Annotated in this window: 22 protein-coding genes; 10 read left to right on the forward strand and 12 right to left on the reverse strand. The window is 53.4% G+C overall.

All coding sequences use genetic code 11. The features are described 5' to 3' along the window. The first annotated feature begins 1 nt into the window (after window position 1). On the forward strand, window positions 2-1,012 hold the full coding sequence (locus ACI2J2_RS09655; protein ID WP_209632530.1) for an NAD(P)-dependent oxidoreductase: 1,011 nt from the start codon (window positions 2-4) through the stop codon (window positions 1,010-1,012). Here ACI2J2_RS09655 and ACI2J2_RS09660 read toward each other — a convergent pair whose 3' ends face one another. After that, window positions 1,013-1,849, reverse strand: a complete 837-nt coding sequence (locus tag ACI2J2_RS09660; RefSeq protein WP_404759962.1) for an N-acetylmuramoyl-L-alanine amidase — start codon at window positions 1,847-1,849, stop codon at window positions 1,013-1,015. Between the two features lie 180 nt (window positions 1,850-2,029). Here ACI2J2_RS09660 and ACI2J2_RS09665 point away from each other — a divergent pair, with 180 nt between their 5' ends. Next, the gene (locus ACI2J2_RS09665) at window positions 2,030-3,565 is read left to right on the forward strand and encodes a DUF3300 domain-containing protein (RefSeq protein ID WP_404759963.1); all 1,536 of its coding nucleotides are present in this window, start codon (window positions 2,030-2,032) and stop codon (window positions 3,563-3,565) included. Window positions 3,566-3,608: 43 nt separating this feature from the next. On the opposite strand, the gene ACI2J2_RS09670 is transcribed toward ACI2J2_RS09665, so the two are convergent. Continuing rightward, window positions 3,609-3,932 (reverse strand): heavy metal-binding domain-containing protein, encoded by a 324-nt coding sequence (locus ACI2J2_RS09670; RefSeq protein ID WP_209632527.1) that lies wholly within the window; start codon window positions 3,930-3,932, stop codon window positions 3,609-3,611. Between the two features lie 161 nt (window positions 3,933-4,093). Between ACI2J2_RS09670 and ACI2J2_RS09675 the strand changes: the two genes are divergently transcribed. The 6 genes from ACI2J2_RS09675 (at window position 4,094) to artJ (ACI2J2_RS09700) (ending at window position 8,734) form a co-directional block, all read left to right on the forward strand. Further along, a complete protein-coding gene (locus tag ACI2J2_RS09675; RefSeq protein WP_404759964.1) occupies window positions 4,094-4,642 on the forward strand; it encodes a lipoprotein in 549 nt (182 codons plus the stop codon). Window positions 4,643-4,902: 260 nt separating this feature from the next. Further along, complete coding sequence (gene artP / locus ACI2J2_RS09680) at window positions 4,903-5,631, forward strand: arginine ABC transporter ATP-binding protein ArtP (RefSeq protein WP_209632525.1); 729 nt, start codon at window positions 4,903-4,905, stop codon at window positions 5,629-5,631. 33 nt (window positions 5,632-5,664) lie between these two features. Continuing rightward, the gene (gene artJ / locus ACI2J2_RS09685) at window positions 5,665-6,396 is read left to right on the forward strand and encodes an arginine ABC transporter substrate-binding protein (RefSeq protein WP_209632524.1); all 732 of its coding nucleotides are present in this window, start codon (window positions 5,665-5,667) and stop codon (window positions 6,394-6,396) included. 9 nt (window positions 6,397-6,405) lie between these two features. Further along, entirely contained in the window at window positions 6,406-7,122 is a 717-nt protein-coding gene (gene artQ / locus ACI2J2_RS09690) for an arginine ABC transporter permease ArtQ (protein ID WP_209632523.1), read from the forward strand. Further along, window positions 7,122-7,790: an arginine ABC transporter permease ArtM gene (gene artM / locus ACI2J2_RS09695; protein WP_209632522.1), complete on the forward strand. Its 669-nt coding sequence runs from the start codon at window positions 7,122-7,124 to the stop codon at window positions 7,788-7,790. Before artQ ends, artM begins: the two co-directional genes overlap by 1 nt. A gap of 209 nt (window positions 7,791-7,999) precedes the next feature. Continuing rightward, window positions 8,000-8,734, forward strand: coding sequence for an arginine ABC transporter substrate-binding protein (artJ, locus tag ACI2J2_RS09700; RefSeq protein ID WP_209632521.1), 735 nt, complete (start codon window positions 8,000-8,002; stop codon window positions 8,732-8,734). A 47-nt stretch (window positions 8,735-8,781) separates the two neighbouring features. Here the strand turns inward: artJ (ACI2J2_RS09700) and rlmC are convergent, their stop codons facing one another. From rlmC to ACI2J2_RS09745, 9 genes are all read right to left on the reverse strand, one after another. Further along, window positions 8,782-9,909: a 23S rRNA (uracil(747)-C(5))-methyltransferase RlmC gene (gene rlmC / locus ACI2J2_RS09705; RefSeq protein WP_404759965.1), complete on the reverse strand. Its 1,128-nt coding sequence runs from the start codon at window positions 9,907-9,909 to the stop codon at window positions 8,782-8,784. A 127-nt stretch (window positions 9,910-10,036) separates the two neighbouring features. Continuing rightward, window positions 10,037-10,516, reverse strand: coding sequence for a YbjO family protein (locus tag ACI2J2_RS09710; RefSeq protein ID WP_209632519.1), 480 nt, complete (start codon window positions 10,514-10,516; stop codon window positions 10,037-10,039). Between the two features lie 153 nt (window positions 10,517-10,669). Then, window positions 10,670-11,515 carry a putrescine ABC transporter permease PotI gene (gene potI / locus ACI2J2_RS09715; protein ID WP_209632518.1) on the reverse strand — a complete coding sequence of 282 codons (846 nt, stop codon included), beginning with the start codon at window positions 11,513-11,515 and terminating at the stop codon, window positions 10,670-10,672. After that, window positions 11,512-12,477, reverse strand: a complete 966-nt coding sequence (gene potH, locus ACI2J2_RS09720; RefSeq protein WP_209632517.1) for a putrescine ABC transporter permease PotH — start codon at window positions 12,475-12,477, stop codon at window positions 11,512-11,514. The genes potI and potH overlap by 4 nt, the downstream gene beginning before the upstream one ends. 19 nt (window positions 12,478-12,496) lie before the next feature. Next, the gene (gene potG, locus ACI2J2_RS09725) at window positions 12,497-13,630 is read right to left on the reverse strand and encodes a putrescine ABC transporter ATP-binding subunit PotG (protein WP_209632516.1); all 1,134 of its coding nucleotides are present in this window, start codon (window positions 13,628-13,630) and stop codon (window positions 12,497-12,499) included. A gap of 138 nt (window positions 13,631-13,768) precedes the next feature. Continuing rightward, entirely contained in the window at window positions 13,769-14,878 is a 1,110-nt protein-coding gene (gene potF, locus ACI2J2_RS09730; RefSeq protein WP_209632515.1) for a spermidine/putrescine ABC transporter substrate-binding protein PotF, read from the reverse strand. A 407-nt stretch (window positions 14,879-15,285) separates the two neighbouring features. Continuing rightward, window positions 15,286-15,765 (reverse strand): YbjN domain-containing protein, encoded by a 480-nt coding sequence (locus tag ACI2J2_RS09735; protein ID WP_209632514.1) that lies wholly within the window; start codon window positions 15,763-15,765, stop codon window positions 15,286-15,288. 160 nt (window positions 15,766-15,925) lie between these two features. Next, on the reverse strand, window positions 15,926-16,828 hold the full coding sequence (gene rimK / locus ACI2J2_RS09740) for a 30S ribosomal protein S6--L-glutamate ligase (protein ID WP_404759966.1): 903 nt from the start codon (window positions 16,826-16,828) through the stop codon (window positions 15,926-15,928). Window positions 16,829-16,885: 57 nt separating this feature from the next. Beyond that, window positions 16,886-17,200, reverse strand: coding sequence for a YbjC family protein (locus ACI2J2_RS09745; RefSeq protein ID WP_404759967.1), 315 nt, complete (start codon window positions 17,198-17,200; stop codon window positions 16,886-16,888). A 241-nt stretch (window positions 17,201-17,441) separates the two neighbouring features. Between ACI2J2_RS09745 and ACI2J2_RS09750 the strand changes: the two genes are divergently transcribed. Then, complete coding sequence (locus ACI2J2_RS09750; protein ID WP_012006074.1) at window positions 17,442-17,705, forward strand: GrxA family glutaredoxin; 264 nt, start codon at window positions 17,442-17,444, stop codon at window positions 17,703-17,705. Between the two features lie 42 nt (window positions 17,706-17,747). Here the strand turns inward: ACI2J2_RS09750 and ACI2J2_RS09755 are convergent, their stop codons facing one another. Next, window positions 17,748-18,137, reverse strand: a complete 390-nt coding sequence (locus tag ACI2J2_RS09755; protein ID WP_404759968.1) for an inner membrane protein YbjM — start codon at window positions 18,135-18,137, stop codon at window positions 17,748-17,750. 314 nt (window positions 18,138-18,451) lie between these two features. Here ACI2J2_RS09755 and ACI2J2_RS09760 point away from each other — a divergent pair, with 314 nt between their 5' ends. Then, window positions 18,452-20,140 carry an aspartate:alanine antiporter gene (locus ACI2J2_RS09760; protein WP_209632510.1) on the forward strand — a complete coding sequence of 563 codons (1,689 nt, stop codon included), beginning with the start codon at window positions 18,452-18,454 and terminating at the stop codon, window positions 20,138-20,140. The last annotated feature ends 136 nt before the right edge of the window (window positions 20,141-20,276 follow it).

Below are 20,276 nucleotides of genomic sequence, written 5' to 3' on the forward strand. Positions count from 1 at the left end.
TATGAAGGTATTGGTCACCGGTGCAACCAGTGGATTAGGCCGTAACGCCGTTGAATATCTCCGTCGTCAGGGCATAAAAGTGCGCGCCACCGGCCGCAACCAGGCCATGGGCAGTTTGCTGGAAAAAATGGGCGCAGAATTCATTCATGCCGATCTCACCAACCTGATCTCATCGCAGGCCAAAGCTATGCTGGCCGACGTGGACGTTCTGTGGCACTGCTCAAGCTTTACGTCCCCTTGGGGCACTGAAGAAGCCTTTGAACTGGCCAATGTGCGTGCGACCCGTCGCTTAGGCGAATGGGCGGCGGCCTACGGGGTGTCGCAGTTTATCCATATCTCCTCGCCGGCGGTTTACTTCGATTACCACCACCACCGCAACATCACTGAAGACTTCCGCCCCGTACGTTATGCTAACGAGTTCGCTCGCAGCAAGGCTGCCGGTGAGCACGTGATCCAGCAGTTGGCGTTGTCCAACCCGCAAACGCACTTTACTATCCTGCGCCCTCAGGGGTTATTTGGGCCACACGATAAAGTGATGCTGCCGCGTCTGCTGCAGATGATCAAACGCTATGGCAATTTGCTGTTGCCGCGCGGCGGCGCGGCGCTGGTGGACATGACTTACCTGGAGAATGCGGTCCATGCCATGTGGCTGGCAACCCAGAAAGAGAATACCCCCTCCGGGCGCGCTTATAACATCACCAACGAACAACCACGCCAGCTACGTAGCGTAGTGCAACAGTTGATCGACGAACTGGGCATGAAATGCCGGATCCGTTCTGTGCCCTATCCGATGCTCGATATGATGGCCCGCGGAATGGAAAAACTCGGCAGCAAAAGCGAAAAAGAGCCAGTGCTAACCCATTATGGCGTCGCCAAACTGAATTTCGATCTGACGCTGGACATCACACGCGCCCAGCAAGAGCTAGACTATCACCCCGTTGTTTCGTTGGATGAAGGCATTTACCGCACCGCCCGCTGGCTAAAAGAGCACGGCAAACTGCACGGTCTGTAATTAACGCGCTGCGCCGTACTTCAACAGCAGCGCGTCGATGATGGCCTCACTCTCGACATCCGGCTCACCGCGATAATCGCTGGGCCGGAAATGCATTTGAAACGCTGCCAACACATTTTTTTGCTGCCTGACGTCCCACTTCGCATCAATGCCATAACCGTAGCGCGCCAGCTTTTCCATTAACGGCGCCAACGGCACAGCGGCATGTTTATCACGCCCCGCCAACAACGCCTGCACCTTCGCCGGATCCGGCCAGGCGCCAATCCCCGCCTGTGCAAGTTGTTGCCAGGGGAATAACGGACCAGGATCCTGCTTGCGCTGCGGCGCGATATCGCTGTGCCCTACCACGTCCATCGGTTGAATACCGTAACGCTGTATAATATCGCGGCTCAGTGAGACTAACAGCGCAATTTGCTGCGGCGTATAGGGCTGCCAATGAGTAAACAGCAGCGTGCGGTTGAACCCGCGATTGACTATTTCGATGCCGATCGAGGTGTCATTCAGGTTGGTTCTGCCACGCCAACTGCTGGCCCCCGCATGCCAGGCACGCAGAGCTTCCGGCACCAGTTGGAAAGCAACCGGCTTGCCCTCCACCAACGGCGGATGCGCGGGCAACAGATAATGCGCACTGACGTGTTCGTCCGTCAGGGTTTTTAACGAGGAATGGAAATCCTCCGCAGTGTAATGCATCACCAAAAAACGAATACGTTGGTCCGCGCCCTGCGCCTGATGCCGAGTTTCAAGCTGGTAATCGCCGCGATCAACAGTCGTACGCTGCTGTTCACTTTGGCAACCTGCGAGCAGGACCGCAACGCATATCCCAGGCCAAATTTTCAAGACTCCCTCCTGCGTTTTCGATGCCCGAATTTGTAACTCAGATTGATTAACCTGTATCCAATAATCACGTAATGATGACAGAGCAGCCAGATGTGCAAGCGAGTGTTACACCTGGCTAACAGAGTGCAGTGCAGCTGTTAAGCTCATACTATTACCTGCGCTGATAAAAGTGAGTCGCTCATGTTCAAGCCAAGCTATTTAACATGGCTGATGTGTATCGCCATGCTGCCGCTCAGTGGATGCGATCAAAAAACAATAGCCAATACCATGGGGGGCGGTTCTCCAACCGCAGCCTCCCCGGCCCCCGCGCCGGCCTATACGCCCTTGAGTGCCGACCAACTGTATCAATTAGTGAGTCCGGTGGCACTTTTCCCTGACAAGCTGCTGGCTCAGGTCCTCGCCGGTGCGGGTTATCCTGATCAAATCAGCGCAGCCGATAACTGGCTGGGGCAAAACCGCGGCCTGCTACCGGCTGCACTCACGACGGCCGCAGACAGCCAGCCTTGGGATCCTAGCGTACGTAGTTTGGTTCAATTTCCTGATGTGTTAGACCAGATGGCGAAAAATATCCCCTGGACTACTGCGTTGGGCAGTGCTTATCTCAACGATCCCACTGATGTGATGAATGCCATTCAGGTGCTCCGTCAACGTGCGTCGGCTAAAGGTACGCTCAAAACATCCCCCCAGCAAAGAGTGATTGTGGCACCGACTACGCAGTATGTTGAGCAACAACCTTATGCACAAAGCATAGTGGCTGCCCCTGCCCAGACCATTGTTATTGAACCCAGCCAGCCGGATGTGGTTTATGTGCCGCGATACGACCCTTGGGTAGCCTATGGCCAGCCCATCCCCGCCTACCCCAATTACAGTTATCAAAACGCCTCCAGCTATAGCAGCGGCGATATGCTGGCAACCGGTGTGATCAGTTTTGGCGTAGGTATCGTGGTCGGGGCATTGATTAATCAGAATCATCATGACGGCTGGCATAGCTGGGATGTTCACTGGAATAATCGGCGGCAACCGGTGGTCTACAACAATGCTCCCTATATTTCGCATTCCACTACGGTGATTAACCGTGTAACCAATATTAACCAATACAATAATGTGAACCGCAGCAGCACTGTAAACAACTTCAACAATACACCGGTGAATCCGGCGCCGCGTTTTGCCGCACCAACGGCTCATCCGGCAATTAACGTTGCTCCTGTGCAACAACCTCACTTTGCCCCACAGGCACCGGTGGCAGCAGCCGGTCGTCAGCCCATGGCAGCCCCGAACTTTACTCATACAGGGACTGTCACTGCACCGCATGTAACGGTACGTTCAGCACAGGGTCAGCAACCGATGACCATGCCGAATTTCAACCATACGGCGCCTGCAGCAGTGAAACAACCGCCAAGAGTACAAGCAGCGCCCGTTCCCGTTCATCAGACTGATAGTCGGCCAATGCGCCAGCCGGAACAGCGTACAGTGGCACCGCCGGCCGTACAGCAGGCCGTCCATATACCGGCGGCTAAACCGGTCGTCCATACGGCACCTGAGGCCAACGTTTTCCGCCCACAGCAGGTTCAACAACGGCCAAATATCCCGACGCCGCATAACGCGCCGCAGCCGTTCCACCCACAGCAAGTTCAACAGGTGCAACATCGCCCTGCCGCGGAAGCCAAACCGCAGGAACACCGTCCAGTCAAAATTGAAGAACGTAAAGCCGGATAATACGAGGACGCCCCGGCGAAGGCCGGGGCGTCAGAGAAAAGGATTAACGACTGATTTTCACTGCTGTGCCGCTGACGGTGACCATCAGCATGCTGCTGTCTTTACCCACAGTCTCGTAATCAATATCGATACCGACAACCGCATTTGCGCCCAACTCTTGCGCTTGTTCTTCCAGCTCCTTGAAGGCAATCAACCGCGCTTTGCGCAGCTCTTTCTCATAGGCACCGGAACGCCCGCCTACGATGTCACGCACGCCAGCGAAGAAATCGCGGAAAATATTGGCCCCCAAAATGGCCTCGCCGGTGACAACACCGCAATATTCGGTAATGGTAAACCCTTCCAGGGTCGGGGTAGTGGAAAGCTGCATCAAAACTCCTAGCTTGATTGATTCATCGCATTTATCTGACCATCAATTTGGAATTATGTTCTGTTATGAAATGGCACGCAGTACGAATGCAAGGCCTGAAATCGCATTTATACTGTAGGCTAATGGTCTTCATGGTAGAGACTTTCACATAAGGTAATGAGATGAAAACAAAAACGATTGCGGCTGTTTTTCCCTTAGCGCTGTTACTGAGTGCCTGTACCACCGTCGAACCGGCATTCAAGGATATCGGTACCCGTACTGGCGGTTGTGTGGAAGGCGGCCCGGATACGGTCGCACAGAAATTTTACGATCTGCGCCTGCAACAGGGCACCAGCAACACATTGCCGGACAGCAACCGTCTGGCGCAGTTGCAGCCTTACCTGAGTAAGGTGCTGTATCAGGACCTGGTAAGCGCCAACCAGAACCCGGGTAAATATCAGATCACAGGCGATCTGTTTACCGGCAATGCTCAGGGGCCGACCAGTGCAACCGTCGCCAGCGCCTCGACCATTCCAAATACGGATGCCAAGAATATCCCGCTACGCGTTCAGCTCAGCCGCCAAAAAGAGGGCAGCAATACGATCAACTGGCAGGATGAAGTGTTGATGGTGCGTGAAGGCACTTGTTGGGTCGTGGATGACATCCGCTATCTGAATGTGCCACCGCATGCCACCAGCGGTACGCTGCGCCAAGTGCTGGAAAACCAGTAACCTCACTCGCTTACCGGCCCTCTCCGGGCCGGTCGTCAGAAAAATGCCTTGATTGCGCTCAATATTTGCTCAGTTTGAGAAATTTCGCTACCTACCTCACAGCATGCACGACAAATCCCCCCTTCGAACCTGACACGCGGTATCTTGTGCTATTCTTTCACTATCCTGCCGCGCAGTAATAAATTTTAACGCACAAAGATTGCATAAGTATTCTGTGGAAGTTAACATTTGCGGCATCAATATCTATTCAATTCTGGCGCATGAGCATTCAACTTAACGGTATCAACTGCTATTACGGCGCACATCAGGCGCTGTTTGACATCACGCTGGATTGCCCAGCAGGGGAAACCTTAGTGCTGCTTGGTCCAAGCGGCGCAGGGAAAAGCTCGTTATTACGGGTGTTGAACCTGTTGGAAATGCCACGCTCAGGCCAATTGCAGATCGCCGGTAATCAATTCGACTTCAAACAGGCTCCTGGTGAAAAAGCCATTCGCGAGCTACGTCAGAACGTCGGTATGGTTTTCCAGCAATATAATCTCTGGCCTCACCTAACCGTAGTGCAAAACTTGATCGAAGCGCCGTGCCGCGTGCTGGGTCTGACCAAAGCTCAGGCGATGGAACGTGCCGAAAAACTGCTGAAACGCTTGCGCCTGACCGACTTTGCCGATCGTTTCCCACTGCACCTTTCCGGTGGCCAACAGCAGCGTGTAGCGATCGCCCGTGCGCTGATGATGGAACCACAGGTGCTGCTGTTTGATGAACCGACTGCCGCGCTGGATCCTGAAATTACCGCCCAGATCGTCAGCATCATTCGTGAATTGGCCGGCACCGGTATCACCCAGGTGATCGTTACCCATGAAGTCGAAGTGGCGCGTAAAACCGCCAGCCGCGTGGTTTACATGGAAAACGGCCACGTGGTGGAACAAGGCGATGCCAGTCACTTCACGCAGCCACAGACCACCGAGTTTGCTAATTACTTATCACACTAACAATTTTACTTGCTGTAATTTGGGGAGTTTGCGATGAAAAAACTAATAATCGCCGCCGTATTGGCTGGCATCAGCGTTTCCGCCTCTGCAGCCGAAACGATCCGTTTCGCTACCGAAGCGTCTTATCCTCCATTTGAATTTATTGACGCCGGCAACAAAATCCAGGGTTTTGACGTCGACCTGGCCAATGCATTGTGTAAAGAGATCCAGGCTGAGTGTACCTTCACGAATCAAGCCTTTGACAGCCTGATCCCAAGCCTGAAATTCAAGCGTTTTGACGCAGTCATGGCCGGTATGGACATCACGCCAGAACGTGAAAAACAGGTCCTGTTTACCAAACCCTATTACGATAACTCTGCGCTGTTTGTCGCCCAGAAAGGCAAAGTTGCCGACGTGGCTGCACTGAAAGGTAAAAAAGTGGGCGTGCAGAATGGCACCACTCACCAGAAATACCTGACCGACAAACACCCGGAAATCACCACCGTGCCTTATGACAGCTATCAGAACGCCATTCTGGATCTGAAAAACGGCCGCGTTGATGCGGTATTCGGTGATACTGCCGTCGTCAATGAATGGCTGAAGCAAAATGCGGCGCTGGGCGCAGTGGGCGATAAAGTGACCGACAAAGATTACTTCGGCACCGGTCTGGGCATTGCCGTTCGCCAGAAAAACACCGATCTTCAGGGCAAATTCAACGCTGCTCTGGACAAGATCAAACAGGATGGGACTTACGAAACCATCTACAAAAAATGGTTCCAGCAGTAATCAACCCCGATGAATGAAATTCAACCTTTAGCAAGCGCCGCCGGTATGACCGTCGGCCTTGCCGTTTGTGCCCTTATCCTTGGGCTGATCCTGGCGATGCTGTTTGCCGTCTGGGAGTCATCACGCTGGAAAGTGGTTAGCTGGCTCGGCACTGCCTGGGTCACCCTGCTGCGCGGCCTGCCGGAAATTCTGGTGGTGCTGTTCATCTATTTCGGTTCATCGCAGCTGCTCTTGATGCTGTCCGATGGCTTCACCCTGAATTTTGGCCTGTTCCAACTGCCCGTCCAACTGGCGATTGATAACTTCGAAGTCAGCCCGTTCCTGTGTGGTGTGATTGCACTCGCCCTGCTCTATTCCGCCTATGCATCGCAAACGTTGCGTGGAGCGCTGAAAGCCGTACCACAAGGGCAATGGGAATCCGGTCAGGCATTGGGGATGAGCACCACAGCGATTTTCTTTCGCTTGATCATGCCGCAGATGTGGCGCCACGCGTTGCCGGGCTTGGGCAACCAATGGCTGGTGTTGCTGAAAGATACGGCATTGGTATCGTTGATCAGCGTTAACGATCTAATGCTGCAAACTAAAAGCATCGCCACGCGCACACAGGAACCTTTCACCTGGTACGTCATTGCAGCGGCAATCTATTTGGTGGTTACCCTGTTAAGCCAGTACATCATCAAACGCATCGAACTGCGCACCACGCGTTTTGAGCGGGGGCCAGCCTGATGTTTGAGTTCTTACCAGAAATAATCAAAGGGCTGCACACCAGTCTGACATTGACTATCACTGCACTGATCGTGGCGCTTATTTTGTCACTGTTACTGACGGTGATCCTGACGCTGAAAACACCGATCCTGACGCCATTGGTAAAGATCTACATCACGCTGTTTACTGGCACACCATTGCTGGTGCAGATATTTCTGATCTACTACGGCCCAGGGCAGTTCCCGGCTATCCGCGAATATCCCTGGTTGTGGGACTTACTGTCACAACCGTGGCTCTGTGCGATGGTCGCGCTGGCGTTGAACAGCGCGGCTTACACCACGCAGCTGTTTTACGGGGCAGTACGCGCAATCCCTGCCGGTCAATGGCAATCCTGTGAAGCGCTTGGCATGTCGCGTACGCAGTCGCTGCGTATCCTGCTGCCATTTGCCTTTAAACGTGCGTTGTCCTCTTATTCCAACGAAGTCGTGCTGGTATTCAAGAGTACCTCACTGGCCTATACCATCACCCTGATGGAAGTGATGGGCTACAGCCAACTGATGTATGGCCGTACCTACGATGTGATGGTGTTTGGTGCTGCCGGGCTGGTGTATCTGTGCGTTAATGGTCTGTTGACGTTACTGATGCGTTTGGTCGAGCGCCGGGCGCTGGCCTTTGAGCGCCGCAACTGAGCATGCTGAAAGGCCGTCTCAACGCCCTGCCATTGCGCAGGGCTTTTTTATGCCTCTCGATAATTTTTTAATCATTTATATTGCATATTAATTCATAAAATGGCAGGGTAAATGCCAACCAACAGCCGCCAAAACCTTTGGGTTATTGTCAGTAAAATCAAGCGGCGACGACATAAAAAAACGCAGGCTTACAGACAGGAGCTTTACGCATGAAAAAACTATTACTGGCCGCCACAGTACTCGCTGGTATTGCCTTTAACGCCAGTGCCGCAGAGACCATTCGCTTTGCCTCTTCAGCCACCTATCCCCCGTTCGAATCGCTGGATGCCAGCAACAAAATTGTGGGTTTTGATATCGACCTGGCTAACGCATTATGCAAACAAATGAAGGCTGAATGCACCTTCACCAACCAGGCGTTCGATAGCCTGATCGCTGCGCTGAAATTCAAAAAATACGATGCGGTGATCTCCGGTATGGACATCACGCCAGAACGCAGCAAGCAAGTTGCCTTCACTCAACCCTATTATGCCAACTCAGCAATTGTGATTGCCCAAAAAGGCAAATTCAGCTCGCTGGCAGATTTGAAAGGCAAAAAGATCGGCATGGAGAACGGCACTACCCATCAGAAATACATGCAGGATAAGCACCCAGAGATTAACACCGTCTCTTACGACAGCTACCAGAATGCCATTCTCGAACTCAAAAACGGCCGTATCGACGGCGTATTTGGTGATACTGCGGTAGTGAATGAATGGTTGAAGAACAGCCCGCAATTGGCACCGGTCGGTGAGCACGTTACCGATGCACAATACTTCGGTACCGGTCTGGGCATTGCCGTACGCCCGGACAACCAGGCGTTGTTGGCCAAGCTGAATGCCGCACTGGACGCCATCAAGGCCGACGGCACTTACAAAGCCATCAACGACAAGTGGTTCCCGCAGTAAAATCTTTCCAGGGCGTGGCATACCACGCCCTGTCCCCACAACGTTCTTTAATGGCGTACCAGCAGCGTCAGCACTTCGTAATGGGCGGTATGGGGGAACATATCGAACAGTTGCACGCGTTCAATGCGGTAATCCGGCAACATCTCAATGTCTTTCGCCATCGTCTCGGCGTTGCAGCTCGAATACAAAATATAGCCCGGCGCCATCAGGTTTAAATAGTCACACAATGCCTTGCCAATGCCACGTCGCGGCGGATTGACCAACACCAGTTGCGGTACACGGCCTTCAGCGGTGGCGAACTGCGTTGAATCCAGTGCCTGAAAATCAACATGTTGCAAACCCAGGGCGTTCGCCGACTGGCGCGCACAGGCAATCGCTTCTGCGCTGATCTCGATCCCCGTCAAACGTGTTTCCGGCTGCGCGCAGTGCAGACCAAAGCCCCCCACACCGCAGAACAGATCCCACATGCTGTTGATGCCTAATGCGCGCACCCAGTCGCGGGCTGTGGCATACAGGTCGGCAGCCACCTGCGGATTGGTCTGGAAGAAACTTTGCGGGCGAATATACAACGGCACCTGATTAAACTGCTCTTCCAACGCCTGCAACTCTGTCAGCGGGATTTCACGCTCCCCCTCCATAATCGCCATATGCACCGGCTGAATATTGGCAGAGATCACCCTGAGCTGCGGCAGCTGTTGCCTTAACCACGGCAGGGCAGCACGTAACTGCGCCAGTTTCGTCTCTGAACGCAGCACAAAACGCAGCATCACGCCTCCGCTATGGGTGCTTTCAGTTAACAACAGATATTTTAGCTCGCCGCGCTTAAGCGCCACGTTGTAAGGCGTCAGACCGGCCCGAGCGATAAAGCTTTTCAGCACGTCAAACATCGGGGCAAAACTGGCGGGGTAAAGCGGACAAGCGCTGAGATCAACCGGAGTGCCATCACGATGCAACATGCCGAGCAACGGGCGTTCTACGCTGCCACTGACCACCATTTTGGCTTTGTTGCGAAATGCGCTCTGCTTGCCGGCAATCGGCTCCAGCCACTGTGCGACATCACGGCCAGTCAGCAGTGATTGCAGATGGTGCTGTTTGTCTGTCAGTTGCTGCGGGTAAGGCTTTTCCAGCCACTGACAGGAACGGCAAGTGCCCGCCGTATACAAAGCGCAATGCATGAAAAGTACTCTAGGTTCAGGATCAAGAATTAAGGGCGCAGAGTTTAGCACTCTGCGCCGCTATACCCTATAGCTTTCAAGTTGCCGCCAGCAACGTGACGGTTTGGAAAGCGCCGGGTATGAAACCTCAATGACGTGCAGCGAAAAACCGGCGGCTGGCCGCAGGGATAAACAGCAATGCCAGAATGACAACATCAGGGATTTTTTGCAGGATCAGTTCGTGCAGGATCTGCCCACTGCTTTCACCCTCAACGGTAAATACTTCCGGCAGAAAGCTGCCAATGGTGGCGAGCAGCAAATAGCCAACCACAACACACTGACAGATGACATAGATCCAACGTCCCCAATTGCGGCCACGCATCACTGCGAAACCACAACTGATTTGCAGACACAGCAGCAACAAACCCGCCAGAAAGATCAAGGTGGAATCCCAGGCCTGCGCACTGGTGCTGACAAACTCCTGCGCGCCGTCGACGCCGAGCTCACCTAACAGCAACAGCACGCTGACGCATTTGATAGCGACCATCGCGGTACCTGCAACCATCACCGGTACTGGCGCATCTGAAGTCGTTCCCATTCCCTGCCTGCTGTTCAGCATGTCTGACATGTCCATGTTCCGTAACGAAACGCCACTGCCCCTTTCAAACTGCCGCTCATAACGCGGCAATTAACCTTGATTGGGGCTATTCAAACGGCGTATATAAAGTCAGGTAATCAATTGCAATACCAATTATTGCAAAAATAGCAGGTTTGCTCAGACTCAGCTACGGGCAGCCTTTTGTAATTCGCGCGATCGCTGTTTTTCCGAGCGCGCCATAAACCACCATGCAATCAAGCCAATAACCCCAACCACCAGCAGAATCAAACTTGCCAACGCGTTAATTTCTGGGTTAACGCCCATGCGTACGCTGGAGAACACCAACATCGGCAAGGTGGTGGCACCCGGCCCGGCGACAAAGCTGGCGATAACCAGATCGTCCAATGACAGGGTGAAAGCCAACATCCAACCGGCGATCAGTGCAGGGGCAATCATCGGCAAGGTGATCACAAAGAACACTTTCAGCGGCGTCGCGCCCAAATCCATGGCGGCTTCTTCGATAGAGCGATCCAACTCACGCAGGCGCGAACTGATCACCACGGATACATAAGCAGTACAGAAAGTGACATGGGCCAGCCAAATGGTAAACATGCCCCGCTCCGACGGCCAGCCAAACGCATGCCCCATCGCCACAAACAGCAGCAGTAACGACAGGCCGGTGATCACGTCCGGCATAACCAAAGGGGCTGTCAGCATAAAGGCAAAACCGGTTGAACCGCGGAAACGGCCAAAACGCACCATAACCACGGCCGCCAGAGCGCCAAGCACCACGGCGGCGGTCGCCGAGGCAGCAGCAATCGTCAAGCTTAGCCCGACGGCACTGATCATCGCTGAATCATGGAACAGCTCAACATACCACCGCGTCGACCAGCCTGCCCACACCGTCACCAGCTTGGAACTGTTGAACGAGTAAACCACCAGCATCAGCATCGGTGCATACAAAAATGTAAAACCAATGACCAAAATAGCAATGCGCCATGGTGAACGAACTACCGGCAAATTGTTCATCCCTGCCCCCCCATTTCCTTGTTCTGGTGCTTGTGGAACCAGAGAATTGGCACGATCAACAGCAGCAGCATAACGGTAGCAACCGCCGAGGCCACCGGCCAGTCGCGGTTATTAAAGAACTCCTGCCACAGTACCCGGCCAATCATAATACTGTCGGGTCCGCCCAGCAGTTCAGGAATGACAAATTCGCCGACCGCAGGGATAAACACCAGCATCGAACCGGCAATAATGCCGCCACGCGTCAACGGCATAATCACGCTGAAAAAGGTTTTCAACGGTTTGGCCCCCAGATCGAGGGAAGCCTCCACCAACGAGTAATCCAACCTTGTCAGCGCGGTATAAATCGGCAACACCATAAACGGCAGATACGAATACACAACGCCGATATACACCGCCAAATTGGTGTGCAAAATCACCAGTGGATGATCAATGACACCCAACCACAACAGGAAGTTGTTAAGAATACCGTTGTTTTTCAAGATGCCCATCCAGGCATAAACCCGGATTAAAAACGAGGTCCACGACGGCAAGATCACCAGCAGCAGCAATATATTGCGGGTTGACGATTTGCTGTGTGCCACTGCCCACGCCAACGGATAGCCGATGATTAAGCAGCACAGGGTCGACACCGCCGCTACCTGCAACGATTGCAAATAAGCATCCACATACAGCGGGTCGTCGGTCAGTTGCAGGTAATTGGCAAAGTTGAGTGCAATATCCAGCTTACCCTCTGCCCAACTCATCAAGTCAGTATAGGGTGGAACGGCAAGCGCCAGTTCTGCCAGGCTTATCTTGAACACAATCAGGAACGGCAGCAGGAATAATAACGTCAGCCACAGCAGCGGCACCGCAATTACCAGCTTGCGGCCGTGGGCCATCTGCAGGCGCTGGAACAGCGCTTTCAATGGACCGGGCGTTTTCGCCGGCGGTTCCGGCGGCGTGCGTTCAGCAAGCATTGTCATAATGATTATTCCCCACCTTCTACACCGTCAACACGACACAGCTGTCGGCTTCCCAGCACAGACGCACTTCATCACCCCAGGTCGGCATCCCTTTGCGGAAACGATGGCCGTTCTGCAACTGGGCGCTGATCATCTGGCCGCTGAGTAATTTCACGTGATAGATAGACAAATCACCGAGATAGGCGATGTGCACAACCTCACCTACGGCAAAGTTGCAGCCATCTTGCGGTACGTCTTCGCACAGCATAATTTTTTCTGGTCTCAGCGCGACCTGGATCGGTACGCCGTCTACCACCGAGGCATCAGAGTCAACCTTGATCGCGTGACGCAAGCCGGGGCTTTGCAGGATCAAGGCATCGTCATGGCGCTCTTGCAGCACACAGTCAAATACGTTGACCGAGCCGATGAACTCCGCGCTAAAGCGGCTGTTCGGGTGCTCGTAGATCTCTTCCGGCTCGCCAATCTGCACAAATTTACCGCGGTTCATAATGGCTATACGGCCTGCCATGGTCATGGCTTCTTCTTGATCGTGCGTCACCATTACGCAGGTCACTCCGACACGCTCAAGAATGTCCGTCACTTCCAGCTGCATCCGATCGCGCAGCTTTTTATCCAGCGCCCCCATAGGTTCGTCGAGTAGCAGCAGCTTTGGTCGTTTCGCCAGGCTACGTGCCAGGGCCACGCGTTGACGTTGACCACCGGAGAGTTGGTGAGGCTTACGTTTGGCGAACTCCTGCATATGCACCAACGACAACATTTCGGCGACCCGGCCGGCAATTTCCGCACGAGGCATTTTGTCCTGCTTCAGGCCAAAGGCGATGTTTTGCTCTACCGTCATGTGCGGGAACAGCGCGTAGGACTGGAACATCATGTTGATCGGCCGCTGGTAAGGTGGCACGTGCGACATATCCTGCCCATCGAGCACTATTTGCCCTTCCGTCGGCTGTTCAAAGCCGGCCAGCATACGTAGCAGCGTCGACTTGCCGCAGCCCGAAGGGCCCAATAATGCAAATATTTCGCCTTTATAGATGGTCAGGCTGACGTCTTCGACCGCGTTTTGGCCATCAAAGGTTTTGGTGAGGTTACGGATTTCCAGCAGAGGGGTGAAAACCTTCTGCGACTTGGCTTGAGGACGAGGGATGACGTCGTTCAATCGGGGTGCTCTCCGGTGCAAAACAGGACAAAAAACCACGGCGATTGCCATGGCCCAAAATGGCAACGAAGCGGGAAACACCCGCCTGCTGGTCAAAACAACAGGGAAAACCGGGCCCGATATACTGGGCCCTGAGTATTACTTCCCGCTTTTAACTTTAGTCCAGGCACGGGTAATGACGCGGTCCAGTTTCGGCGACTGTACGTTCAACGTGAACAGCTTGGCGCGAATATCCGCTGGCGGATACACGTTCGGGTTATCACGCACCTCGGCGTTCACCAGCGGCGTAGAGTCCTTGACCGCATTGGCGTAGTAAACGTGGTTGCTGATATCCGCCATGATGTCCGGTTTCAGCAAGAAATTCAGGAACTGATAAGCAGCATCTTTACTTTTGGCATCTGCCGGCATGGCAAACATATCAAAGTAAGTCAGCGCGCCTTCTTTCGGAATGGCGTAAGCAATGTTCACGCCGTTCTTCGCCTCTTTGGCACGGTTGGCGGCTTGCATGACGTCACCGGACCAGCCGATCGCGACACAGATATCCCCGTTCGCCAGATCGTTGATGTACTGGGAAGAATGGAAATAGCGGATGTTCGGGCGCAGCTTGAGCAGCAGATCGTTTGCCGCACCGGTGTAATCCGCAGCGTTGGTGCTGTTAGGATCTTTGCCCAGATAATGCAGTACGGTAGCGTAAACTTCGCTTGGCGCATCCAGGAAGGAAACCCCACAACTTTTTAGCTTCTCGAGATTTTCCGGTTTAAGGATCAGATCCCAACTGTTGACCGGTGCATCTTTGCCCAACACCGCTTTGACCTTATCAACGTTATAGCCGATACCGGTGGTCACCATCATGTAAGGGATGCCGTACTTGTTATCCTTGTCGTTATGAGCCACCAGCTTCAGCATCTCTGGATCAAGGTTTTTGTAGTTCGGTATTTTGCTCTTGTCGAGCGGCTCAAAAATGCCTGCTTGCGACTGACGTTCGAGGAAATTGGATGAAGGTACGACCAAATCATAACCGGTGCTGCCTGCCATCAGCTTGCCTTCCAACACTTCGTTGGAGTCAAAGACGTCATACACGACCTTAATACCGGTTTCTTTTTGGAATTTAGCTAAGGTGTCCGGCGCAATATAGTCGGACCAGTTATAGACGTGCAGCGTTTTTTCCTCGGCTGACGCTGTGACGGACGCGGCCATCAGCAGGCCAGCAACAACACCCGATAACCACTTTTTACGTTGGGTGACCATCCGTAACTACCTCCAAAACAGGGGTGAATCATAGAATTGAACTTGTATCGGAATCGATACAAAACCTTTCCTGATCGAGCGCAATAGTTGCAACCGCGGATTGAATGGCTATGCAGTTGATTGCATGTACCTTTTTCAACTGCCCCGCCCGCATGGTCACCTGGAGAATCGCAAGCCCTTAGCAGAATCAGCAGCATAACCCCTGTTGCCAAAACGCACCAGCCTCCGGGGTTAAAACCGGTTTTTATCGATTTTTTATGCAGTTTCTCTCTATGTGATACGCCATTAATGGCATAAACGGCGAGGAATATCTGGCAACAGAGGGTGAAACGCAGAATATATTATTGCAGGAGGGAATAACGGCAGCATGCCGCCAGAGAGGCGGCACACATAATGTACAGTGGAGATCAGTGCAGCATTGGGTGGCGGTCAGCCGCAGCCGGGTTCTCTTCTTCGTCACCCATAAACAGCAGATCGTTCGCCCGCGCTTCGAGGATGACCATTGAGATTTGTTCTTCACCCTGCTGCATAAAGTGGGTGAACTGTTCCAGCGTGACGCCAACGGCGATGCTCAGCGCCTGACAAACGATCAGCTTCGGCAGGTTATCATCCTGGATATCAACAAAAGCTTTGATGGTCAGCGAACTGGCGTTGATTTGGCTCAGATCCGCCACCAACGGGATCAGCGCCGTCGGCTTTACTTCGGCCAGCGCGGAGAACAGGAGCACGTTATCAACCAGATCGAGTTTGGCGTCGAAAACGCCGTCGAAGTTTTGCATGTGCGGCAGGTGCAGCGCCTGGCAAGAATCGCACTCAAAGAATGAAATGCCCGATTGATCCAGCCAGCGTCGCAACAACGCCAAATCAGGGACAATGAGTGAATCCATAATACCAGCCTCACAATATTCAAAACACGAAAAGGCGCATAGCTTACGGAATATTGCCCCGCTATGCCACGATCAATGCGGCTTAATTCGCTATTAGGGCAAATATGGCAGAGAAAAAGGCGTGTTACCGCGTGCAGAGAAGCCTATTCTGTTCGGTGTCCTACCCCCCCGACTTCAGGCGGAAACCCGGTCTGCCACGCTGTTCGATATACTCGATCATCATGCCTGCAATATCCAACCCCGTCGTGCTTTCAACCCCTTCCAGACCCGGTGAAGCGTTGACCTCCATTACCAATGGGCCACGGTCCGCGCGCAAGATATCAACCCCGGCAACATCCAATCCCAGCGTGGTGGCCGCCTTCACCGCCATCGCCCTCTCTTTGGCGGTGATAACCACTTTGCGGGCCGTGCCGCCGCGATGCAGATTAGAACGGAACTCGCCGGGCTTTGCCTGCCGTTCGATGGCGGCTACCACCTTGCCGCCGACGACCAAACAGCGCACGTCGCAGCCCTGCGCTTCGCGGATATATTCTTGCACCAGGATATGAGCGTTAAGGCCGCGGAATGCATCAATAACGCTTTCCGCGGCTTGGCGTGTTTCCGCCAGCACCACACCGATACCCTGCGTACCTTCTACCAGTTTGACCACTAACGGGCCGCCGCCGACCAGTTCAATCAAATCACCGGTATCGTCCGGCGAATGCGCAAAACCGGTGATCGGCAGGTCTATGCCTTGGCGTGCCAGCAATTGCAAAGAACGCAGCTTGTCGCGCGCACGGGTAATGGCCACCGACTCATTCAGCGGGTAGCTGCCCAACAGTTCAAACTGACGTAGTACCGCAGTGCCGTAAAAGGTCATGGCGGATCCGATGCGGGGGATGACGGCGTCATAACGCTCTAACTGACGACCACGATAATGGATAGTGGGCGCAGCCGGATTAATGTTCATGTAACAGGAGAGCGGATCGATAATATCAATGCAGTGGCCGCGCTGTTCAGCCGCCTCCACCAAGCGCTTGCACGAATACAGCGTTCCATCGCGCGAAAGAATGGCAATTTTCACTCGTCACCCCAAAAAGACAATCACCTGTCAGACAGGCATATCACCGACGGCGGTCACTCAGACACGCGGCTCACGATCGTTTTTATCATCTGGCATAGGTTTCACTTCGGGTTTGCGGCGATCGTTTTGCGGTGGTTCGCCACCGCGCATCAATGGGCCAAAGCCTTGCACCACGCGCCAAACCAGAAATGCGGCGGCAGGTACCATCAGCGCTATACCGAGAAAGATCATGCCTACCGCCGCCTGTGGCGACGCCAACCACCCCGGAAGTTGGACATGATTGTGAATGCTCAGATAAGCCAGCACCAACAACAGCATCCCCAGGCCTTCCAACACCAGCACGGGACGCGGTAAGTCACCGAATGAACGCATATTTTTCTTCTCCCAAAGCTCTGCCTCCAGTGTAGTGAATTCCAACCAGCGGCGACAGCCCCGACAGCTTAATCGGTTACATGAATTGGATTAACAGGTAATTCCTGCTTTTTTTTCGCCGTCTCAACGGGCATAGTAACCGTCATTAACGCGGGTAATGCTTGGCTTTGGTCTTTTTGGACTGACAGAATGTCATTGCAGTTGCGATTACATATTTAAATATCAATCTAAGGAGTGTTGCATGTTTGCAGTTATCTTCGGGCGCCCAGGCTGTCCTTATTGTGTCCGTGCGAAAGAGTTGGCGGAAAAACTGACTGAAGAACGTGACGATTTCAACTTCCGTTATGTTGATATCCACGCTGAAGGCATCACCAAGGCCGATCTGGAAAAAACCGTTGGCAAGCCAGTAGAAACCGTACCGCAGATCTTCCTCGATGAGAAACACATCGGCGGCTGCACCGATTTCGAGGCCTACGCTAAAGAAAACCTGAATCTGTTCCAGTAAGCTTCAGACAGAACGATAAAAAGGCGCGGATAGCGCCTTTTTTTATTGCCGTTCACGGGAATGACAGTGCCGATAGGCTTGCAACAAACTGCGTACAAACAAAGCCAGCAGCGCACCGAATACGCACCAGAATACCGCGCTGGTGGCATAAGCCAGTTCCTGCCAGAACGAAGAGGACGGCGTTAGCCAAAGATGACGGATGATGAGACACAGCGGCAACGCATATAGCGCTCCCAGCAGCGGGCAGAGAATACGTTTTTTACTCGACAAATAGCTGGCGATAACGCCGGGTATCACGAACAGCAGCAGGCCCGTTTCGCCCTGGTGTTCATGATCCGTACTGCCGAATGCCCCGCTCTGCTGGCCGAGATACACCAGGCTGAACAGCAGAAAACAGCTTAAAATCCCCCACCAATACCGTTCACTCGCCACATCGCCTCCCGTTTAACCTCGTTACCACGCCGTAAAAATCAACAGTGCCACAAAACCCGTGACGCCTTGCCGTAAACCGGCAACGCTGAACTGAACTTTTTCCTTGGCTTAAAGAGGGTTAAATGCGTACGGCGGCGCAGGAAGTCAGCTTTATGCTGGCTGTCACGCGCCATTGCGACTAGAATAAACGCCGCCGATCGATGGTTCGAATCGCCTTCCGCTGGTTAGTTATTTATGACGTCGCTTTTTGACTGAATTTATATCTTATAGTTATTTATATCAAGCACTTACTGGTAAACAATAAGTTATCCTACGTGAACATAAACGTCGCTAGTTTGTTAAACGGTAACTACATCCTGTTACTGTTCGTGGTACTCGCACTGGGGCTGTGCCTCGGTAAAGTCCGTTTGGGCTCCGTTCAACTCGGTAATTCCATTGGCGTTTTAGTGGTTTCGTTACTGCTTGGGCAACAACACTTCGCCATTAACACAGAAGCACTCAACCTCGGCTTTATGCTGTTTATTTTCTGTGTTGGCGTGGAAGCCGGGCCGAACTTTTTCTCAATTTTTTTCCGTGACGGCAAAAATTACCTGATGTTGGCACTGGTGATGGTCGGTTCGGCAATGGTGATCGCCATTGGTCTTGGCAAACTGTTCCATTGGGATATTGGCCTGACCGCCGGTATGTTAGCCGGTTCTATGACCTCAACCCCGGTACTGGTGGGTGCGGGCGATACGCTACGCAATACCATTACCAACGGCCCGGCACTTCTGGCGGCGCAAGATCATCTGAGCCTCGGTTACGCCCTGACCTACCTGATTGGTCTGGTCAGCCTGATTTTCGGCGCGCGTTACCTGCCCAAGCTACAACATCAAGACCTCTCCACCTCCGCTCAGCAGATTGCCCGTGAACGCGGCCTGGACACGGACAGCCAACGTAAGGTGTACCTGCCGGTCATCCGCGCTTACCGCGTTGGGCCGGAATTAGTCGCCTGGGCCGATGGCAAAAACCTGCGCGAGCTGGGTATCTATCGCCAGACCGGTTGCTATATCGAACGTATTCGCCGTAACGGCATTTTGGCTAACCCCGATGGCGACGCAGTGCTTCAAGTCGGCGATGAGATTTCGCTGGTCGGCTATCCTGACGCACATGCACGGCTGGATCCTAGCTTCCGCAACGGCAAAGAGGTCTTCGACCGGGATTTGCTGGACATGCGTATCGTCACCGAAGAGATCGTGGTCAAGAACAGCAATGCGGTAAATAAGCGCCTGAGCCAGTTGAAACTGACCGATCACGGCTGCTTCCTTAACCGAGTGATCCGCAGCCAGATTGAAATGCCTATTGATGACAGCATCGTGCTCAATAAAGGTGACGTGCTGCAAGTCAGCGGCGACGCACGCCGGGTGAAAAGCGTGGCGGAGAAGATTGGCTTTATCTCCATCCACAGCCAGGTGACCGACCTTTTGGCATTCTGCGCGTTCTTTATCATTGGTCTCTTGATTGGCCAGATTACCATTCAGTTCAGCAACTTCTCATTCGGCATCGGCAATGCTGCCGGCCTGCTGATGTCCGGCATCATGCTCGGGTTCCTGCGAGCCAACCACCCAACCTTTGGCTATATCCCACAGGGTGCGCTGAACATGGTGAAAGAGTTTGGCCTGATGGTGTTTATGGCCGGCGTAGGCCTGAGCGCCGGCGCGGGTATCGGCCATAGCCTGGGCGCGGTAGGTGGCCAGATGCTGATCGCAGGGCTCATCGTCAGTTTGGTGCCCGTGGTGATCTGTTTCCTGTTCGGTGCCTATGTACTGCGCATGAACCGCGCCCTGCTGTTCGGTGCGATTATGGGTGCCCGTACCTGCGCACCGGCAATGGAAATCATCAGCGACACCGCGCGCAGCAATATCCCGGCGCTGGGCTATGCAGGGACCTACGCTATCGCTAACGTATTGTTAACCCTTGCAGGCTCGCTGATCGTGGTGTTGTGGCCGGGGATCTTCGGCTAACTGATAAGCAACGAAGATGAATCAGTGGCAAAAATATTTTGAAATTTTTATCCCCGGTGAGAACTTTCCTTTCCGGGGGTAGTCTGAATTAGTGCCACTGCTTTTCTTTGATGTCCCCATTTTGTGGAGCCCGTTA

The sequence above is a fragment of the Serratia sp. NPDC087055 genome, assembly GCF_044900985.1.
GTDB lineage: Bacteria > Pseudomonadota > Gammaproteobacteria > Enterobacterales > Enterobacteriaceae > Serratia.